Below are 16,694 nucleotides of genomic sequence, written 5' to 3' on the forward strand. Positions count from 1 at the left end.
GGCCCCTCTCCTTCCCACTCCGTTATCCCTTAAAAGGGTTCTTCCACTCCATAAGCGCGCCGTAGCCGCACGAGTCGTAATCGTCCTCGAGGTAGCCCGCCACGGCCTTCACCGGGGTCCGGCCGCTCTTCAGAAGGAACGTGATTACCGGGTCCTTGAGCTCCCCTGCGACCACATTATCCACATACTCCTGGGCGCTCATCCGCTCCGACTGGGCGCGGTAGCCCGGCATCCGCCCGCCGCCCATTACCCGGGAAATGCCGAGGGCGACGGCCGTTTCGTACAGGGACTGAAGCATCCAGTAGCCGAGCTTGTGCCGACGGTAGGCGGGCCGGACGCAAATATCCACAATATAAAGGGTATTACCCCCAGGCCGGTGATTACGGATATAGCCTTCGTCGGTCATCTCCGCCCATGTGTGGTCGGGCCCGCCCGGCTCGGTGTCCACCCGGAGGCCCGTAACGGACCCGGCCAGCACCCCGTCCACCTCAACGCACAACGCCCCTTCGGGAAAAAGCGTGACGTGATTCGTCAGCTGCTCCGCGTTCCACAGGTGGTCCTCCGGAAAAGGGGGCGGGAAGGCTTCCTGCTGAATGCGGATCAGCTCCGCAAAGTCCTCCTTCGCGTACCGGCGGATCTCCGTCGGGACCGGCCGGTCCCCATCAAACGTAAACCATTCTTTGCGGTACACCATGCCCCCTCCTTCAGCTCCAGTCAGGATACAGATCGGTGCGGCGGTCGCGCCAGGTCGTAACGGATCCTTTCTCCCGGACCTTGTAGAGAAGCTCCAGGTCGAGATCGGCGGTGACGATCATGTCATGGTTCATCTCGCCTTCGGCCAGGATGCCATGCGGCGGGAACGGGATATCGTTCGGCGTGATGACGGCCGACTGTCCGAAGTTCAGGCGCATGAAATCGACGGTCGGCAGGGACCCCACCGTTCCGGCGGTGACGACGTACACCTGGTTCTCCACTGCGCGGGCATGGCTCGTGTACCGGACCCGGTAATAACCATGCTTGTCGTCCGTGCAGGACGGACAGAAGATTACGTCCGCCCCGCGGGCTTTTGCCATCCGCACAATCTCCGGAAATTCGATGTCGTAGCAGATCAGAAGGGCTACGGTGCCCTTGTCCGTTTCGAACACCTGCAGGCCGTCGCCCGCCCCCATGTTCCATTCGTTCACCTCGGTAGGGGTGATGTGAAGCTTCCGCTGGGTGACGAACCGTCCGTCCGGATAGAAAAGATAGGCGGCATTGTACAGGCGGTCGTTCTCCCGGATAATGTGCGTTCCGCCGATGAGGTGCATGCCGTACTGCTGCGCGAGCCTTTGGAACAGCTCCTCATACGGCTCCGTGAACGACGGGAGCTCCTCGATGCCCAAGGCTTGGCCTTGTCCGTCTCCAATGGACATCAGCTGGGTGGTAAACAGCTCCGGGAACAGTACGAAATCCGCTTCGAATTCAGCAGCCGTGCGGACGTAATGCTCCACCTGGGCCTCAAACTCGGCAAACTCTTTAATCGTATGGAGATGATATTGAACAGTCGATACTCTCAGCTTCATAACAGCCTCCTTCACGTGCCACGGAAATAAGGCGTGGATCCTTCCCCTCCATTATACCATCCGCCGGACCGAGGAGAAATGCCGCTGGACCCGGAGAAGGCGGGATAAAAGGGGACCGCCGCCCCGAGTGAAAGGGCCTTGCAGGCCAGGCGCTTACGCCGGGGAGGCCCTTTCTTCTTTTGGCGGACAGGGGTTATCGGATATAATGGGAAGATCAATGTACAGGGGGACGGTTTATGCAGTTTGTTCGCTACGAAAGCTTGCGTCAGTACCTCCGGTTCTATCCGGTCACATCGCTGATCATCCTCATCAATCTGGTGATGTTCCTGATCATGGAAGGCTACGGCTCCTCCCGGGATCCCGAAACCCTGCTCAAGTTCGGGGCCATGTTCAGCGCGCCCGGATTTGCCCCCGAATGGTGGCGGTACGTCACGGCCATGTTCCTTCACATCGGGTTCGAGCACCTGCTGTTCAATATGTTTGCTCTGTTCGTATTCGCCCCGCCTCTCGAGCGCCTGATCGGGCATTTCCGCTATGCGGTGTTCTACCTGCTGTCCGGCGTGGCGGGCAGCGCGGTCAGCTACGGCTTTCAGGGCACCACCTACCTCGGGGCGGGAGCCTCCGGAGCGATTTACGGCATCTATGCCGCTTACCTGTTCTTCGGCCTGTTCCGCCGCGACCTTCAGGACAAGAGCTCCAGCCAGACGGTGGTGCTCATTCTCGTTCTGGGCGTCATTTATTCGTTCGTCGTGCCACGGGTCGATCTTTATGCCCATCTCGGCGGCGCGGTGGCGGGCTTCCTTCTCGCGGCCGTATTCTCGGTGGGAATTCGCCGCTTGAAATAGCGGGAGCCGGCCGTGTCTCTTACTCTATGAAATCCGGTTAAGCGGCATGGAATATTCCAAGGGGGATTTCCATAGACTGATAGTAGCCTTATCCGGCGAAGGATGCCCCCTTAGGGTGATTCCCATCCTTTCGCCTGCCCAAGCATCGCTGCCCGTAAAACGCAGCCGGATAAGGCCAGATTATAGTTTCCTAGACAGGAGTGTCCGTCTATGCCGCTGATCCGCACCATCCGGCTCAACCCCAACCGAATGTTCGTGCACCTGGTTCTTATTTTCGTCAGCTTCATGCTGACCATTCTTCTCCTCACCCGTCTGCCGGACAAGCCCAAGCAGTACACGTACTCGGCCGATCAAGCCTCCAACGGGGTCAAGCTCCATACGATCGTGACCCGGCCGGACAATATCGGCTTGAAGGCGGTCTCCTCCAACTTAAGCCGGCTCCCCGATTACGGCATCAATGGAGGGTTCTTCTGGGAGGGGCAGCTCCTCAGCCTGGCGGTGATCAATGACCGGCCCGTACGCGGCAATCAGGGCGAGTACGGCTCCGGCTGGTATAACATTGACCGTCCGAGGGGAACGCTCGTCTGGGATGAGGCGCGCAAGGTGTTCTCCATCCAGGTCGTCGAATCGGCGGAGGAGCTGATCGTGGCCGACCGGACCCGGTATTGGGCACAGGGCGGCGTCAGCATGGGCCTGCGCAACGAGGCCCGCTGGGCGGCTCAAGCCGTCTCCGAGGAAATGCCCGTCATTGACGAGCGCCGGATGCGGTCGGGCATTGCCTATGACACCGCGAACAACGTCTATCTCGTCGTCGCTCCGACCCCCTGCACCGGCGCCGAATTCCGGAACGCTCTCCGGGAGCGGATTGGAGAAGACCGGCTCGTGGACGGCATCTTCCTCGACGGCGACGGGTCGTCCCAGCTGCGGGTGGCCAAGGCCCTGCTTCCGGGAGACCACCGGGAAGTGTACCAGATGATCACACTGCTCCGCTGATTAAGTATTGAAAAGCGGCTTGTCCCGTCCTTCTTGAGAAGGAGCAGAGCAAGCCGTTTTTTTTGCGGTATTTTTCAACCAGTAGAACCTTCTTCAACCAATAATTTGATAAAAACCTCCGCTGCTTTTGTTTGGAATGGGACGTTTGGGGTGATAAGCGAAAAATTTCTTTTGATCGGAAACCCCTCGATATCTAGTAATTTTAACTTTCCCAGCTCCAACTCTTTTTGTATAGCCGATTGAGAAAGCAAGGAAATGCCTAACCCCGCTTCAATGGATTCCTTGATCACTTGGGTGCTTCCCAAGGTCATCCTTTTATTGGGATAGAACCCCAATTGCTGAAACCCCTTTTCCTGCATTCCCCTTGTTCCGGAACCCTCCTCGCGAATTAACCATGTCTCCTCGCTTAAATCCAAAGGGCTTATGTTTTGTGTATGGAATAAACGATGATCCGATGCGGCCAGGATGGATAAATGATCACAGGCAAAGGGCATAATCTTAATCTTCTCATTTTTAACTTCCCCCTCTATGATCCCCACATCGATTTGATGATGCAGGACCAAATCCATAATTTCATTTGAATTCCTTATCGTGATACTTGGATTCAATTGCGGATAAGACTTAAGCAGCGCTGCCATTCTATGGGGGAGAATGTATTCCCCGTAGGTATAGCTGGAGCCAATAGACAGGTTACCGCTTGCCGTATGTTTTAGATCATCCAAAAGATTTTCCATTCGGGTATAGAGACCCAAAATTTCCTTGGCATGATGATAAACCATTTCTCCCGCCTTTGTAAGCCTGACAAACTTATTGGTTCTTTCTAATAATTTAATGTCCATCGACCGCTCCAGGTTCTGTATGTAGCTGCTGACCGCCGGCTGCGTCATATGTAGAAGTTCAGCGGCACGTGTGAAATTTTGTTGTTCGGCCACCGTAACAAAAACATGCAATGCTTGGTCCATTTCGACTCCACCTTTAGAAGGAATGATAAGCATTTGTATATCGTTATAATCATTATAATTTATTTTACTTATCATAATAAGAGGCTTATGCTGGACAAAAGAAATCAACCTGGGGCAGGAGATCTTACTATGACAAATTCTTTAGCTAACCCTCATGCTATAGAAAAGCAGCTGAAAGCCACTTCCATAAAACGTTGGCTCCAAGGAATCGGCTTTACTTTTGTTATTGCCTTGGCTGGTTTGGGATTATCCCAACTACCCGGATTGGATCGTGTCGGGCAGCTGGCCTGTGCCATCCTTATCGCGGTGGTTTACCGGCAAGTAAGGGGTTACCCGGAGGCATGGCGTACCGGGATCCAATTTTCTTCCAAAAGGCTGTTGAGGCTTGCCATTGTTCTTTTCGGCTTAAAACTGAATCTCGATGTTGTTTTCCATCAAGGGTTGGGGTTACTTGTCAGAGATGCGGGAACCATTGTTTTCTCTATCTTCCTTACCATGTTCCTTGCCAAATTATTCAAAGCGGATGCTTCCTTATCCTTCTTACTGGGAATTGGAACAGGCGTATGCGGAGCAGCGGCGATTGCCGCCGTCTCCCCGATTTTGAAAGCAAGAGAGGAAGACACCGCCATGGGTGCGGGCCTAATCGCCTTGGTGGGAACCCTTTTTGCACTTGCCTACTCCCTAATAAGACCGTTCCTTCCTTTAACGGCGTTGCAATACGGTATTTGGGCCGGTGTAAGTTTACATGAGATCGCCCACGTAGCCCTTGCCGGCACACCTGCCGGACCCGATGCCCTCGCCATTGCTTTGTTAGCCAAACTGGGCAGGGTCTTCTTACTCGTTCCCCTCAGCTTTATTCTTATGTACGGGATGAAGCGCAAAGGAAGAACCGAATCGGATTCCCATCCAAAAGTCGAATTTCCCTGGTTTCTTATAGGATTCCTTATCACGAGCTTCCTGGGAAGCTACGTACTTGGTCATGCCCTTATCCTTTCACCCGGTGTCTTGAATGGCATCTCCCTCTTTACTTCCTTTATCTTGACGATGGCTATGGTTGGACTAGGTTTGAATGTTAGTCTGAAGGATCTTCGCACGAAAATGGTACGGCCGCTGCTGGCTATGTCGATTACCTCCGTTCTTCTTGCTTTCCTCACCTATTTCACGATCTAACGGAGGACCAATCCTATAGGGAACAGCAAAACAGCACCTCTCCCCTATTCGAGAAGGTGCTGCTCTATTTTTTCGAAACCCCTTATTTCCTTATAGGGGTCCGCCCTTTTGTTTCGAAAAAAGCGGCAAAGCCCAGCGAGATGCCCCAACCTAGGAACAAGGCATACCAGACATACCCCCATGCTGCCATTGGGCTTGCATCCTGTTCTGCAAAAGCGGGTGCGGACACGACGCGTCCGATCGCGAATTGAAACTGTAGAACAAAGAAGCTAAAACCCCATACGGATAATCCCACACATCCGATCCAAGCAGGGATGATCTTCAACCGGATCGGCAGCTTTTCTCCCCACTTGTAGACAAAAGACAAGCCGAATAGGGCAGCAAGGACGGCCGCCGCTCCCATAAACCAATAACCGATTAACCGGGACAACACTTCGTCCGGCACCTTTGCAAAATCCCCCGGGAAGCCGAGTGACACTCCTAAGCCCCACCAAAAGTGCGGAAGGGCGTATAACAATCCGCATGCGCATGCCATGTACCCGGCCCATTTTCTTTTTTGGACGTTCATCCTCATCACCTCATCACCACTCTACCATCCTTAGATTGGCTTTAAGGTGACCTCAAGGTTAAGCTTTGTTTAATTTCCTATTCGGATGCAGACGGTGCAGCCGGTCATTCCAGGGCCGCGGTCTTCCAAAACCGGATACCAATCGGCGACCGCTTGGCGAAGCTCCTCCAGCCTTCGGACAGGCTCATTGGCGTTAACCCCACCCGATCAGTACGCCGCCGGCCGCTCCGGCGAGAACCGCCGTCCACGGCGGAAGCTTCCACACCGTCAGCATCACGAAGAGCAGAGCGGCCAGCACGAAGTCGCCGGGTGAGGTGACGGCCGTGATCCAGAGCGGGTTATACAGCGCGGCGAGAAGCAGGCCCACCACCGCGGCGTTGATCCCGGCCAAGGCGCCCCTCACGCCCGGCCGCTTCCGAAGCGTGTCCCAGAACGGCAGCGCCCCGGCGATAAGCAGGAAGGCCGGCAGGAAGATCGCCGCGGTGGCGAGGGCCGCCCCGGGGATTCCGCTCATGCGCGCGCCCAGGTAGGCGGCGAAGGTGAACAGCGGGCCGGGAACGGCCTGGGCGGCTCCGTAGCCCGCCATGAAGTCCTCGCGGCTCACCCAGCCGGGCGGGACCACCTCGCGTTCGAGAAGCGGGAGCACGACGTGCCCCCCGCCGAAGACGAGCGAGCCCGCCCGGTAGAAGCTGTCCGCCGCCGCGAGCGAAGGCTGGCTGAAGCTGGCCCGGGCGATCGGCAGCAGGACGAGCAGCGCAAGGAAAAGCCCGAGGAAGGCGGCGCCGGCCCGCCGGCTGACGGGGACCCGGGGCGCGGGAGCCGCCTTCTCCGCCCGGCTGCGGTAGAGCTTGAGCCCGAGCAGGCCCGCGGCGAGAAGCACGCCGACCTGGACGAAGGTGCCCGGCAGCAGCAGCGTGAGGCCGGCCGAGGCGACGACCACGCCGGCGCGGGTCTTGTCGGGCGCGAGCTTGCGGCCCATGTCGGCGACGGCCTGGGCCACGATGGCGACGGCCACCAGCTTGAGGCCGTGAAGCCAGCCGGCGTTCCCGGCGGGGAAGGTCTGAAGCGCCAGGGCAAACAGGACGAGCAGCACGACGGAAGGAAGCGTGAAGCCGATCCAGGAGACGAGCCCTCCGATGAGGCCGCCTCTCAGGATGCCGATGCCGATGCCGACCTGGCTGCTTGCCGGTCCGGGCAGGAACTGGCCGAGGGCGACGAGATCGGTATAGGTCCGTTCATCCAGCCATTTGCGCCGCAGCACGTATTCGTTGTAGAAGTAACCCAGATGCGCCGCCGGGCCCCCGAAGGAGGTGAGCCCGAGCTTGGCGGACACCTTCAGAATCTCGAGCCAGCGGGAGAGGCTGCCATTCACCATTGGAGCCACATCCCTGTTTTGTCATCGGATTTCTTCAGCCTTATGTACGTCCGGCACTCCGGGTCCGCCTCCTCGATCTCCACGAGCGACCGGGCATAGCCCTCGAGCCCTTGCTCCTGCACCCGGGCCGCTAGCTTCTCCATTCCCCCGGACTCTCTTCCTTCCACGGCTGGCGGAAACAAGCCGTCGGTGACGAGCAGGAGCGCCCGCAGCCCGATCCGGTTGATTCGCCCGTACTCCAGCGTCTCCGCGAGCTCCGGCTCCCCGTTCATCACGGAGTAACCCTCCGGCGTGTTGACCTTCATGCGGTTGGCCGTAATCACGGGCCTTACATACTCCCACAGCTCCGCCTTGGAGGCCAGCCCCCGGGCCAGACCCTCCCGCCACTTCGCCTTGGACACCCGGTCGAGGTGCTCCACATGGTCGCGCGTCACGACTCGCACAGCCCCGTCGGCATACACCGCGGCCAGCATGCAGTCCCCGGCCTGGGCGTATTCGATGCCTCCCGGCAGGATCCTTACCAGCGCCAGCCCTGTGCTCCACAGCTGGTCCTTGCGGGTGACATCAATCCCGCACTCCTCCATGCGGGCCCGCAGCCGGGCGTTTGCCGCAAGCACCGCCTCCCGGAGGGAGAAGCCGCCTGGAACCGCCTCGGCCGACGGAAGGCCGTTCCAGTAGTCCGCCGCCAGACGGGAAGCGAGGTACCCGCCCGTTTCCCCGCCCGCCCCGCGGTAAGGAAGCAGCGAAGTCGCTCCGTCCAGCACGCCGTACAGCTGCAGGGATTCGTTTACTACGAGCGCATCCTCATTCCACGGATTGCTCCCCTGCAGGCTGATTTTGTCGATCCGCATCTTTAGGCCTCCCATCCCAGTTCTAAGCTTAATCCCGTTTCGGCCAGCCGGATATTCGGCGGCAGGAGGTACGTCCGCCCCAGGTCCACATCATGCGACATATGGGTAAAAACGGCCTGTCCCGCCCCCAGCTCCCGGACGAGCTCCTGTCCTTCGATCATGTCGTAAACGGAGCGGGTGTGGTAAGGAAACTCCTCCTTGTAGAAGGAGGTGCCGAGCACCAGCAGGTCCACGCCCGAGAAGAAAGCCTTGGCCTCCTCCGACAGGTTAATCGAATCGGGGCAGTAGACCCAGCGGTAGCCGTTCTTCGCAAAGCGGTAAGCGTAGGAGAACCCGTTCTTCCCGTGGGGTACCTTGAACGGCTCAATCGTCCATCCGCCGAAGGAAAGCCCTTGATCCGCCTCATGAAACGTGAGGCTGCTCTCCAGCCACGGGTACCGCTCCCGCACCGTCGCGAGCACCTCCTCCGGGCCGAAGAGCCTTCCCGTGTTCTTCGTCCAGCGGCAGGAATCGGCCCATTCGGGAAGGCCCGCCATGTGGTCGAAGTGGGCGTGGGTCATGAGCACCCGCTTCATCTCGCGCCGGCCGAACCGTTCCATCTGGGCTTTCCAATCCGGCCCGCAGTCGATCAGAAGCGGACCGTCCCCGGTCGTAAGCTCCACCGAGGAGCGCAGCCTCCGGTTGCGTCCCGACGTCCGGGCCTCCCGGCACACTCCGCATTCACAATAAACGCGAGGAACTCCCATAGAGTCCCCTGTCCCCCAAAAGGTCAACCTGTCCATCCCGAGCCCTTCTTCCTTTTTTGTATTAAGAGTATCACACCGGAACTATTTCGAGAATCTTCCTCCACGGGCGCCTTATTTGTAGTATACTAAAGAAGTGTTTCCATGCTAAAAATTAAAGGTTGCCCAGGGCAATCCCCGCGGAACCGCCTTAAGATAGGCGCTATTCTTGTGATTTTTGGTTTTTAAATCGCGTGTGGAAACCAGTCAGGAGCCTACATGATCCATGGTACGCCAGATGGCAAGACCGCTAACCGCTCCCATACCCACACTTTTCCTAGAATCCTCGTAGCCGAGGATCACGATATAAACCGCCGGGTGATCGAGCTCGTTCTCACACGGCTCGGTCACGAGGCCCAATATGTTCAAGACGGAGAACAGGCCCGGCTGGCCCTTGAGAACGACGCCTACGATCTGGTCTTCCTGGACCTGAACATGCCGGTTATGTCCGGTCTGGAGGTCGCCCGGGGTGTGGCTCCGGGAGAGAACGGCGAACGGCCGGTTCTCGTGGCCATTTCCGCCAGCGTCATGCCGGAGGACAAGGAAGCCTGTCAGGCTGCCGGGATGGACGAGTTCATCGGCAAGCCGTTTCGGGTCGATTCCGTCCGGGAAGTCATCGGTAAGTATTTTCCTGCCGTGGAGGCTTGACCAGCCTTCCTCCCTTCAGAATCCGGGCCTTCGCAACCTAACGGGGCTCCCGAACCTTACAATCAAAAGCCGAAGCTTCCGCCCATGCGGCCGCTTCGGCTTTTTTGATATTTTCGGCAATAGGCTCCCGCTATTCCAAGGGAACCGGATAGCTAATCTCCTTATCTCCAGGTTTGCGCACAATACGCGCCTCTCCGTTCGTGTAATCAAAGATTCCCATGCATACGCCGTGGACCACCAGGTAGGTGCCGTCGTCCTGTTTCTGTACGGATCCGTCCGGATACCCCTTGGGGGAAACGTCCGATTCCACCCGGATAAAGCTGGCTACGGTATAACAGAACCCGAATTCCTTGTGAGCCTCCTTGGACACCGCCTGCAGAAGCCCCGGAAGAAGATCAGGATCCTGCTGATCCAAGGCCATTAGGCGGCCGCCCTCTTCCAGCGTCTCGGTAACAAGGCTGATCATGAAATCGGTCCCGAACTCCTCCCCAAAGGGAAACACCATGACGGTGAAATCGAAATCGTGCTTCCCCTGGTATCCCCGCACCTCCCCGAATTTTTTCTGAAGGTAGGTCGTCATGGCTTCGGCATTCTCTTCGAGGATCCGGTCGGGGTCGGGGTACCGTTCGGAAAGGGCCGCCAGGGTCAGCGGCTCGGCCGGCTTCTTCAGCAGGTCCTCTACGGCACTGACCGGAATCGCGAGGTTAAGGTTCGCCGAGCTCTCATAGCCCGCGCTCGTGATGCCCACGAGCTCCCCTTTCAGGTTGAACAGGGCTCCGCCGCTGCTGCCATGATCAATCGGGACGGAAATCTGGATGTAGGGATACCCGTCGACCATCCGGTTCCGGGCGGAGACAATCCCCGTTGAAACGGTATTCTTCAAGCCGAGCGGAGACCCAATGGCCACGACCTGCTCCCCCTCCTTCAGGGCGGAGGAGCGGCCAAGCGCGACGGGAGCCACCGGCAGCGGCTCGGTTTGGAGCAGCGCGAGATCGCGGTCCCGGTCATGATTAAGCACCGTCTTCACCTCGAGCTCCCGGTCGTCGCTAAGAATGACCTTACCTTGGACCGCACCCTCAATGACGTGGTAATTCGTCACGATTTTTCCGTCACGTGATAGAACCACCCCGCTTCCCGCCGAGATCATCTCCCCGTCCTCATCGTATAGCTCGAGATAGACCACACGGTCCGAGAGTTCGGCAATGTCCTCCACCGACTTCATCCCCGGAGGCGGCACCGATGCCGGCGGCCGGGTTCCGTTATCGGGAGGGCTTTGGATAATGACCGTGCGGGTCCCTTGGTCCCACGCAATGCTGTAGCCGCTCGACTCCCCCACGAACCGGACCGGCACCATCGTCACGTCGCTTACGATCTTTGCCGGCACCTCCAGGGTGAGCGGAGAACCGTTCACGTAGACGGTCCGGCTGTCGATCGGAATCGTAAGGATCAGCCCGTCCCGGACCCCCGTGACCGTCCGGTATTCGTTGTTCCAGGTCACCTTCATGCCCATTCGTTCGAAGATCGAGCGGAACGGAACCAGGGTGGTCCCTTCCACAATAACCGGATTGACTTCAAAAACCATCGGAACGTTGTCAAAAGTGACCCGAACTGCCCCTTCCGCCGAAACGCGCCCCGAAGGGATAAACAAAACCGCCGCCATGGCCAATGCCATGAGCCTGGTAAACCAGCGCATAAAAACCCCCTTCTCCTTCTCCCATGAAAAATGCGGATGGAGACCTTCTCCTCCGCTGTCTATTGTTTCCAGATGATTATAAGCCCGCTCCTTTATAGGTTTCAAGACCTATTTGTGCGGGTGATTTACCGGGACGGTTCCCGGTCGGGAAGGACGGCCCTCTTCTCTATCCCAAAAGCCGATTTCCGCGTCCGGAAACCAAAAAACCGGAGTCCGCCCACACGGCGGCTCCGGTTTTCTTTTGGCATTATTCCCTCTCCTGCTTGATCCCGCCCGGCTTTCGCCGCGGCTTACTTCTGCTCCACGTCCTTGCTCAGCTTGACGACTTCCTCCCAGCCCTTCTCGGGGGTCATCTTGTCAAACATGATCTGCTGGACGATGTTGTCGTATTCCTTGGCGAACTTGGCCCAGCCGCCCTTGTTGCCGGGACCCGGGTCAAAGACATTGCCTTCCTTCGAAACCTTGTTGATCAGCTCGATTCCCGCCTTGTCGGTGGCGTTGAATTTCGGCTCCAGCCCTTTCAGCACCGTTTTGGAAACCGGCGTTCCCCGCGAGGTTCCGAGAACATCCGCAGCTTCCGGATCGTTGATGAACCAGTCGACGAACTTCTTCGCTTCCTCCAGGTTTTTGCTGTCCGGGCTTACGCTCCAGTACATGGAAGCCTTCAGCCAACCGCCCGGCTTGGAGCCCTTCGGCATAGGAGCGAGTGCCAGATTGCCCGGCTTCAGCGCGTCGAAGCCCGGGAACTCGGCGGCGTGGGAGCCTTTGATCAGAATCTTTTCCTGCCCGAGCAGGTCCATCTTGGCATCCTGCCCTTTATCGGAGGTCGTGACGTCCGCCGGAGTCGTAAAGCCTCCCTTGCGAAGCTCCTTCCACTGGTTCATCCATTCCATCCACGTATCCTTGTCGTAATTGAACTTGCCTTCCTTCGTGCGGGCGTTGCCCTTGCCCTTGCTGAGCTGGTAGGAATCGTACCAGGCGTTGTCCGCCGTCATGTCCTTGATCAGGTACTGATCCTTCGCGAGCTTCGGCTTGACCTCCTTGGCCATCTGGAAGAGCTCCTCGAAGGTTTGCGGAGGCTGGATGCCCAGCTTGTCGAACACCGCTTTGTTGTATACCATGCCCCACGCGTTGTTTCCGAGCGGAACCGCGTAGAGCTTGTCTTTGTATTTGCCTGTCTCGAGAAGAGTGGGATCAACGTCCTTCACATTGACGGAGGACAGATCCGCGAGCCGGTTGGAGCTGGCCCAATCGTTGAACCAGGCGGCATCCATCTGGAAAATGTCCGGCGTATTCTTCGCGGCCGATTGCGTGGAAAGCTTATCCTGGTAGCCGTCGAAGCTTTGGTAAGCCGGTTCGAAGGTCACATTGGGGTGCTTCTTCGTATAGAGATCAAGCGCCTTCTGCGTGGCGTCATGCCGGGATTGGGAACCCCACCACATGATCCGGAGCTTGACCGGCGTCCCTGCGTTTCCGCCCGGTGCGGCCGAGCTGCCGCTTCCGGCTGCCGCTCCTTCTTCCTTCTTGACTCCGCAGGCTGCCGTCGTAAGGGAAAGCGCCAGAGCCATCAATGCGAGACTGCCGCGTTTGGTCGATCGATTCATACCCGATAACCCCTTTCTGATGTGCCTTAATCTGTCTTAATCGTACCGGGATGGAAAGCGCTTGCATAGGAGAGAGATGCACAATTCCTTTCACTATTTTACGCAAAAAACGAAAGCCCCCCGTCAGCCCTTGCTGAAGTCGGACGGGCTGCGGCCGGTATGCTTCTTAAACAGGGTGGTGAAATAAGGCACGTTCTTGTAGCCGACCTTCTCGGCTATCTCGAACACGAGCAGCTTCCGCTCGAGGATAAGGCTCTTCGCCTTCTCCATGCGCACCCGGGTCAGGTAATCGTTGAAGGTCTCCCCCGTCGCGTCCCGGAAAATGTTGCTTAAGTAGTTTCGCGACAGATATACCTTCTCCGCCAGGTCGGACAGCCGGATGTCCTCCGCATAATGCTCGTGGATGTACCGGACCATGAAATCGACCGCCTGCTTGTGCTTCAGGTTGTCCGTGCGTGAGAACCGGTCGCAGACGTCCTTCACCTTCGTAAGCACCCAGGCCTTCAGCTCCTCCGCCAGGGAGACCTCCTGAAGCTCGCGCAGAACGTCCGGATCGGCAAACGCTTCGTCTAGCCCGAGGCCGGAGTCGTAGAGCGTGTACTTCAGAATGGCCAAGAGCTCCTCTCCGATATGCCGGAGCTCGGCGGCGGATACGGCCTTGCGGGCACTGAGCTCGGAGAAGAAGCGGTCCAGAGCGGCTTCCGCCTGCACCTCCGACAGCTGGCGGACGGCCTCCGCCATCTCCTGGTAGAAGCGGACGGGGCGAAAGCCGGTCTCCGCCTCCTCCCGGTCCTCCCGCTGCTTGGCGCAGTAGACGCGAAGCGTGGTGTCCGGGGCGCACCGCTTGTCCTCAAGCGCCAGAAAGGCCTCCTCCGTCGAATCCGCGATGCGCCGCCAGTCATGCTTCCCGAGCCCGGCCCCGATCTGCAGCCGGATGCGGAGATAGGTTTCCGCCGAGGCGATCAGCCTCTCTGCCAGCCGCAGGGCGAGCTCCCGGAAGCGCTCGTCGGATACCGCCCGGGACACATCGAGCAGCAGGGCCATGTGATGGCTGTGCAGCTCCAGAAAATGGGCCCCGACGCCGAGCTCCCGGGCGAGCTCCCGGCTGATGTTGCCGATGGCGAACCGCACCAGATTCCAGTCGCGGGCCGACCAGCCCTCCATGCGGTCGCCGCGGATCATCTCGACCGCGAGCACGAGGAACCGCGACGCGCCCCAGTCCGGTCCCTCGCCCGGAGGCGGTTCTCCGGCCTCTGGGCCTTTCCCGCAGCCGGTCACGACCGCCTTCAGCCATTCGTTCGCCACGAACGGCTCATAGAGCATGAGCTTCTGCCTCAGCTCATGCTCCTCCAGCCTTTGCCGGCTTGCAGCCTCGAGCTCGGCTATGGCCTTCTCCAGCACCTCGCGGATCGTCTGCAGGGTCACCGGCTTCGACAAATAGTCGTCCACGCTGAGCCGCAGCGCCTGGCGGGCGTACTCGAAGTCGGCGTAGCCGCTCAGGATGACGATCCGCCCGGCGAAGTCCTCCCGGCGCAGCTGCTCGATCATGTCGAGCCCGTTCATGACGGGCATGTAAATATCCGTGATGACGATATCGGGGGCATGCTCGCGGATGAGCCGGAGGCCTTCCTCCCCGTCCATCGCCTCGCCCACCGGCTCGAGGTTAAGCTCCCGCCACGGAATCATGCGTTGCATGCCTTGAAGGGCCTGCCGGTCGTCATCGACGAGAACGATTTTCCACATGGCCGTCTCCTCCTCCTTCATCAGGTTTGCGGGTCAGCCGGGGCAGAAGAATGCGGGCTTCCGTTCCGTCCCCGTTCTCCCTTGCCGTGAGCTCCACCCCGTAGGGCGGACCGAACATGGCCTTCACCCGGTCCTTCACGTTGCGTATGCCGTAGCCCCCGGTCTTACGCCGCGGCTTCGTCTCCCAGCCGTCCGGCAGCCCCCGTCCGTCGTCCGTGACGGTTAGCCGGACGCCTTCGGGGTGCTCTTGCACCCGGATCGCCACCGTGCCGGTGCGGCGGCCGTGAAAGCCGTGAATGACGGCATTCTCCACGAACGGCTGAATGGTCAGCTTGGGCACGAGGAGAGCTCGGAGCTCCGAAGGGCAGTCGATTGAATAATGAAGCCCTTCTCCCCACTTCAGCTGCTGGATCTGCAGGTAGCATTCCGTGTGCATCAGCTCGTCCTCCAGGGGAATGAAGCTTTCCCCGTTCGACAGCCCGATGCGGAACATGCGGCCCATGAGCTCGAGCACGTGGGAGATGCGGTCCTGGCCCGCCTCGATCGCCATCCAGTTCAGCTGATCGAGCGTATTGTACAGAAAATGCGGGTTGATCATCGCCTGAAGGGCGCGGATCTCCGCTTCGCGCTGGGCCTTGTACTGAAGCTCGAGGGAAGCGTAGAGTTCCTCTATGCGCTCGACCAGCTTGCGGTACCCGCCGAACAGGCTGCCGAACTCATTGTGGTAGCGGGTCGGGTACGTCTGGACGCTGCGGTTCAGCGCATAGCCGCTCATCAGCTGCAGAAGCTCCCGGATCGGGCGGGTAAACCGGCGCGAGAGCACGAGCGTGAACCCGAGAGCGAGAAGCCCGGCGGTCCCGCCCACGATAGCGAGCGTCTTCGCGAGCTTGCGGCTTGCGCTGGTGATCTCCCGCCACGGGGTAAGCTCCACAAGCGTCCACCCGTCAGGGAAGGAGCGGGACCAGACCATCAGCGCGTCTGTGGCGGGAGAGCTGTGGTCCGGCAGCGAGATTCTCCGGTGACCGGCATCCGAAGCGGGACCGCCGGCACCGCCTTCCGCCTGCTCATAAACGCCGGGCGGCACCGCGGTCCGGCCCGTACGGAGCATCAGCCGCCCTCCCGTATCGAAGAGAAGCCGGCTCGGGTTCGCCTGGTTTCCGTTCAAGATGTCTTCCAGCACCTTCGCCTTCAGGTTGATGACGAGCACTCCGATGTTAACGCCGTCCTTCGAATTGATGCGGCGGACAAAACCGAGCGCCTGGTCATATCCCTGCGCGGAGGAGACCTCCCTCTCCCCGATCCAGACGGAATCGGCTCTCTCCGCGGCGGCATACCAGGGCTCCTCCCTTATGGAGGCCAGGGGGAGAAACTGGACATCGGCCTGCCGGTCGGTAAGCGTAGGAGAATCCACATACACCTGAAGGGATTGGATAGAAGGAGAGCTGTTCACAAGCGGCGTGAGGTAATCCTTGGCCAGCGTATCCCTCGCCTTGTTTCTAGTATAGTAATCACCCTTCAGCGTCAAATAATCCACGAAGGCCGAGTTGAGCGAGACAGCAAGGGACGACTGTTCCACGTTGCGCATCTGCGCGGTCAGCTGCTTGTTGAGCTCGAGCAGCATGCCCTGCTGGTAATAGGACGTGCTGGTCGCCTGCTCCCGGGCCGAAAGGGTGTAGCTGATCCAGGTGATCAAGGCCAGCAGCACCGTGATGAAGACCCCGAAGGAGATAAAGAACACATAATCGATCCGGTAGCGGTACAAGATGCTGCCCATGCCCTCTCTCCTTTCTGCCAGGGATCTTTGGCCGCGAAAAGCCCTCTATCGCCGGCCTCTACGGCCATCCCGTATAGGTTTCCCGAATATGGAAAAAGCTGCGGAAGCCGCAGCTGGGAATAAC

Annotated in this window: 15 protein-coding genes; 4 read left to right on the top strand and 11 right to left on the bottom strand. The window is 59.0% G+C overall.

Going from position 1 to position 16,694, the window contains the following annotated elements; genetic code table 11:
• Nucleotides 1–22 precede the first annotated feature (22 nt).
• A complete protein-coding gene (locus MJA45_RS26965) occupies nt 23–691 on the bottom strand; it encodes a GNAT family N-acetyltransferase (RefSeq protein ID WP_315604975.1) in 669 nt (222 codons plus the stop codon).
• 13 nt (nt 692–704) lie between these two features.
• Nucleotides 705–1,562: a carbon-nitrogen hydrolase family protein gene (locus MJA45_RS26970; RefSeq protein WP_315604976.1), complete on the bottom strand. Its 858-nt coding sequence runs from the start codon at nt 1,560–1,562 to the stop codon at nt 705–707.
• A 236-nt stretch (nt 1,563–1,798) separates the two neighbouring features.
• On the opposite strand from MJA45_RS26970, the gene MJA45_RS26975 reads away from it, so the two are divergent.
• Together MJA45_RS26975 and MJA45_RS26980 are read left to right on the top strand one after the other, a co-directional pair.
• Nucleotides 1,799–2,407 carry a rhomboid family intramembrane serine protease gene (locus tag MJA45_RS26975; protein ID WP_315604977.1) on the top strand — a complete coding sequence of 203 codons (609 nt, stop codon included), beginning with the start codon at nt 1,799–1,801 and terminating at the stop codon, nt 2,405–2,407.
• 210 nt (nt 2,408–2,617) lie between these two features.
• Nucleotides 2,618–3,400: a hypothetical protein gene (locus MJA45_RS26980; protein WP_315604978.1), complete on the top strand. Its 783-nt coding sequence runs from the start codon at nt 2,618–2,620 to the stop codon at nt 3,398–3,400.
• Nucleotides 3,401–3,474: 74 nt separating this feature from the next.
• Here the strand turns inward: MJA45_RS26980 and MJA45_RS26985 are convergent, their stop codons facing one another.
• A complete protein-coding gene (locus MJA45_RS26985; RefSeq protein ID WP_315604979.1) occupies nt 3,475–4,362 on the bottom strand; it encodes a LysR family transcriptional regulator in 888 nt (295 codons plus the stop codon).
• 129 nt (nt 4,363–4,491) lie between these two features.
• On the opposite strand from MJA45_RS26985, the gene MJA45_RS26990 reads away from it, so the two are divergent.
• On the top strand, nt 4,492–5,532 hold the full coding sequence (locus MJA45_RS26990; RefSeq protein WP_315604980.1) for a YeiH family protein: 1,041 nt from the start codon (nt 4,492–4,494) through the stop codon (nt 5,530–5,532).
• 82 nt (nt 5,533–5,614) lie between these two features.
• Here MJA45_RS26990 and MJA45_RS26995 read toward each other — a convergent pair whose 3' ends face one another.
• The 4 genes from MJA45_RS26995 to MJA45_RS27010 form a co-directional block, all read right to left on the bottom strand.
• On the bottom strand, nt 5,615–6,100 hold the full coding sequence (locus tag MJA45_RS26995) for a DUF3995 domain-containing protein (protein ID WP_315604981.1): 486 nt from the start codon (nt 6,098–6,100) through the stop codon (nt 5,615–5,617).
• 193 nt (nt 6,101–6,293) lie between these two features.
• Entirely contained in the window at nt 6,294–7,475 is a 1,182-nt protein-coding gene (gene chrA / locus MJA45_RS27000; RefSeq protein ID WP_315604982.1) for a chromate efflux transporter, read from the bottom strand.
• A complete protein-coding gene (locus tag MJA45_RS27005; RefSeq protein WP_315604983.1) occupies nt 7,469–8,326 on the bottom strand; it encodes a protein phosphatase 2C domain-containing protein in 858 nt (285 codons plus the stop codon). The genes chrA and MJA45_RS27005 overlap by 7 nt, the downstream gene beginning before the upstream one ends.
• 2 nt (nt 8,327–8,328) lie before the next feature.
• Nucleotides 8,329–9,108: an MBL fold metallo-hydrolase gene (locus MJA45_RS27010; protein WP_315604984.1), complete on the bottom strand. Its 780-nt coding sequence runs from the start codon at nt 9,106–9,108 to the stop codon at nt 8,329–8,331.
• Nucleotides 9,109–9,327: 219 nt separating this feature from the next.
• Here MJA45_RS27010 and MJA45_RS27015 point away from each other — a divergent pair, with 219 nt between their 5' ends.
• Nucleotides 9,328–9,756: a response regulator gene (locus MJA45_RS27015; protein ID WP_315604985.1), complete on the top strand. Its 429-nt coding sequence runs from the start codon at nt 9,328–9,330 to the stop codon at nt 9,754–9,756.
• 130 nt (nt 9,757–9,886) lie between these two features.
• Here the strand turns inward: MJA45_RS27015 and MJA45_RS27020 are convergent, their stop codons facing one another.
• The 4 genes from MJA45_RS27020 to MJA45_RS27035 all read right to left on the bottom strand — a co-directional run bounded on the left by MJA45_RS27020 (nt 9,887) and on the right by MJA45_RS27035 (nt 16,570).
• Nucleotides 9,887–11,428, bottom strand: a complete 1,542-nt coding sequence (locus tag MJA45_RS27020; protein WP_315604986.1) for a stalk domain-containing protein — start codon at nt 11,426–11,428, stop codon at nt 9,887–9,889.
• A 311-nt stretch (nt 11,429–11,739) separates the two neighbouring features.
• Nucleotides 11,740–13,053: an ABC transporter substrate-binding protein gene (locus MJA45_RS27025; protein ID WP_315604987.1), complete on the bottom strand. Its 1,314-nt coding sequence runs from the start codon at nt 13,051–13,053 to the stop codon at nt 11,740–11,742.
• Nucleotides 13,054–13,176: 123 nt separating this feature from the next.
• The gene (locus MJA45_RS27030; protein WP_315604988.1) at nt 13,177–14,796 is read right to left on the bottom strand and encodes a response regulator; all 1,620 of its coding nucleotides are present in this window, start codon (nt 14,794–14,796) and stop codon (nt 13,177–13,179) included.
• Nucleotides 14,771–16,570 (bottom strand): cache domain-containing sensor histidine kinase, encoded by a 1,800-nt coding sequence (locus MJA45_RS27035; protein WP_315604989.1) that lies wholly within the window; start codon nt 16,568–16,570, stop codon nt 14,771–14,773. The genes MJA45_RS27030 and MJA45_RS27035 overlap by 26 nt, the downstream gene beginning before the upstream one ends.
• Nucleotides 16,571–16,694: the final 124 nt, after the last annotated feature.

The sequence above is a fragment of the Paenibacillus aurantius genome, from assembly GCF_032268605.1.
Classification (GTDB): Bacteria; Bacillota; Bacilli; order Paenibacillales; family NBRC-103111; genus Paenibacillus_AO; species Paenibacillus_AO aurantius.

Coding starts and splice junctions, on each gene's coding strand:
- MJA45_RS26985 (WP_315604979.1), bottom strand. CDS start 4,362: ATGGACCAAGCATTGCATGTTTTTGTTACGGTGGCCGAACAACAAAAT.
- chrA (WP_315604982.1), bottom strand. CDS start 7,475: ATGGTGAATGGCAGCCTCTCCCGCTGGCTCGAGATTCTGAAGGTGTCC.
- MJA45_RS27005 (WP_315604983.1), bottom strand. CDS start 8,326: ATGCGGATCGACAAAATCAGCCTGCAGGGGAGCAATCCGTGGAATGAG.
- MJA45_RS27025 (WP_315604987.1), bottom strand. CDS start 13,053: ATGAATCGATCGACCAAACGCGGCAGTCTCGCATTGATGGCTCTGGCG.
- MJA45_RS26980 (WP_315604978.1), top strand. CDS start 2,618: ATGCCGCTGATCCGCACCATCCGGCTCAACCCCAACCGAATGTTCGTG.
- MJA45_RS27030 (WP_315604988.1), bottom strand. CDS start 14,796: ATGTGGAAAATCGTTCTCGTCGATGACGACCGGCAGGCCCTTCAAGGC.
- MJA45_RS27035 (WP_315604989.1), bottom strand. CDS start 16,570: ATGGGCAGCATCTTGTACCGCTACCGGATCGATTATGTGTTCTTTATC.
- MJA45_RS27015 (WP_315604985.1), top strand. CDS start 9,328: ATGATCCATGGTACGCCAGATGGCAAGACCGCTAACCGCTCCCATACC.
- MJA45_RS27010 (WP_315604984.1), bottom strand. CDS start 9,108: ATGGACAGGTTGACCTTTTGGGGGACAGGGGACTCTATGGGAGTTCCT.
- MJA45_RS26970 (WP_315604976.1), bottom strand. CDS start 1,562: ATGAAGCTGAGAGTATCGACTGTTCAATATCATCTCCATACGATTAAA.
- MJA45_RS26995 (WP_315604981.1), bottom strand. CDS start 6,100: ATGAACGTCCAAAAAAGAAAATGGGCCGGGTACATGGCATGCGCATGC.
- MJA45_RS26990 (WP_315604980.1), top strand. CDS start 4,492: ATGACAAATTCTTTAGCTAACCCTCATGCTATAGAAAAGCAGCTGAAA.
- MJA45_RS26975 (WP_315604977.1), top strand. CDS start 1,799: ATGCAGTTTGTTCGCTACGAAAGCTTGCGTCAGTACCTCCGGTTCTAT.
- MJA45_RS27020 (WP_315604986.1), bottom strand. CDS start 11,428: ATGGCATTGGCCATGGCGGCGGTTTTGTTTATCCCTTCGGGGCGCGTT.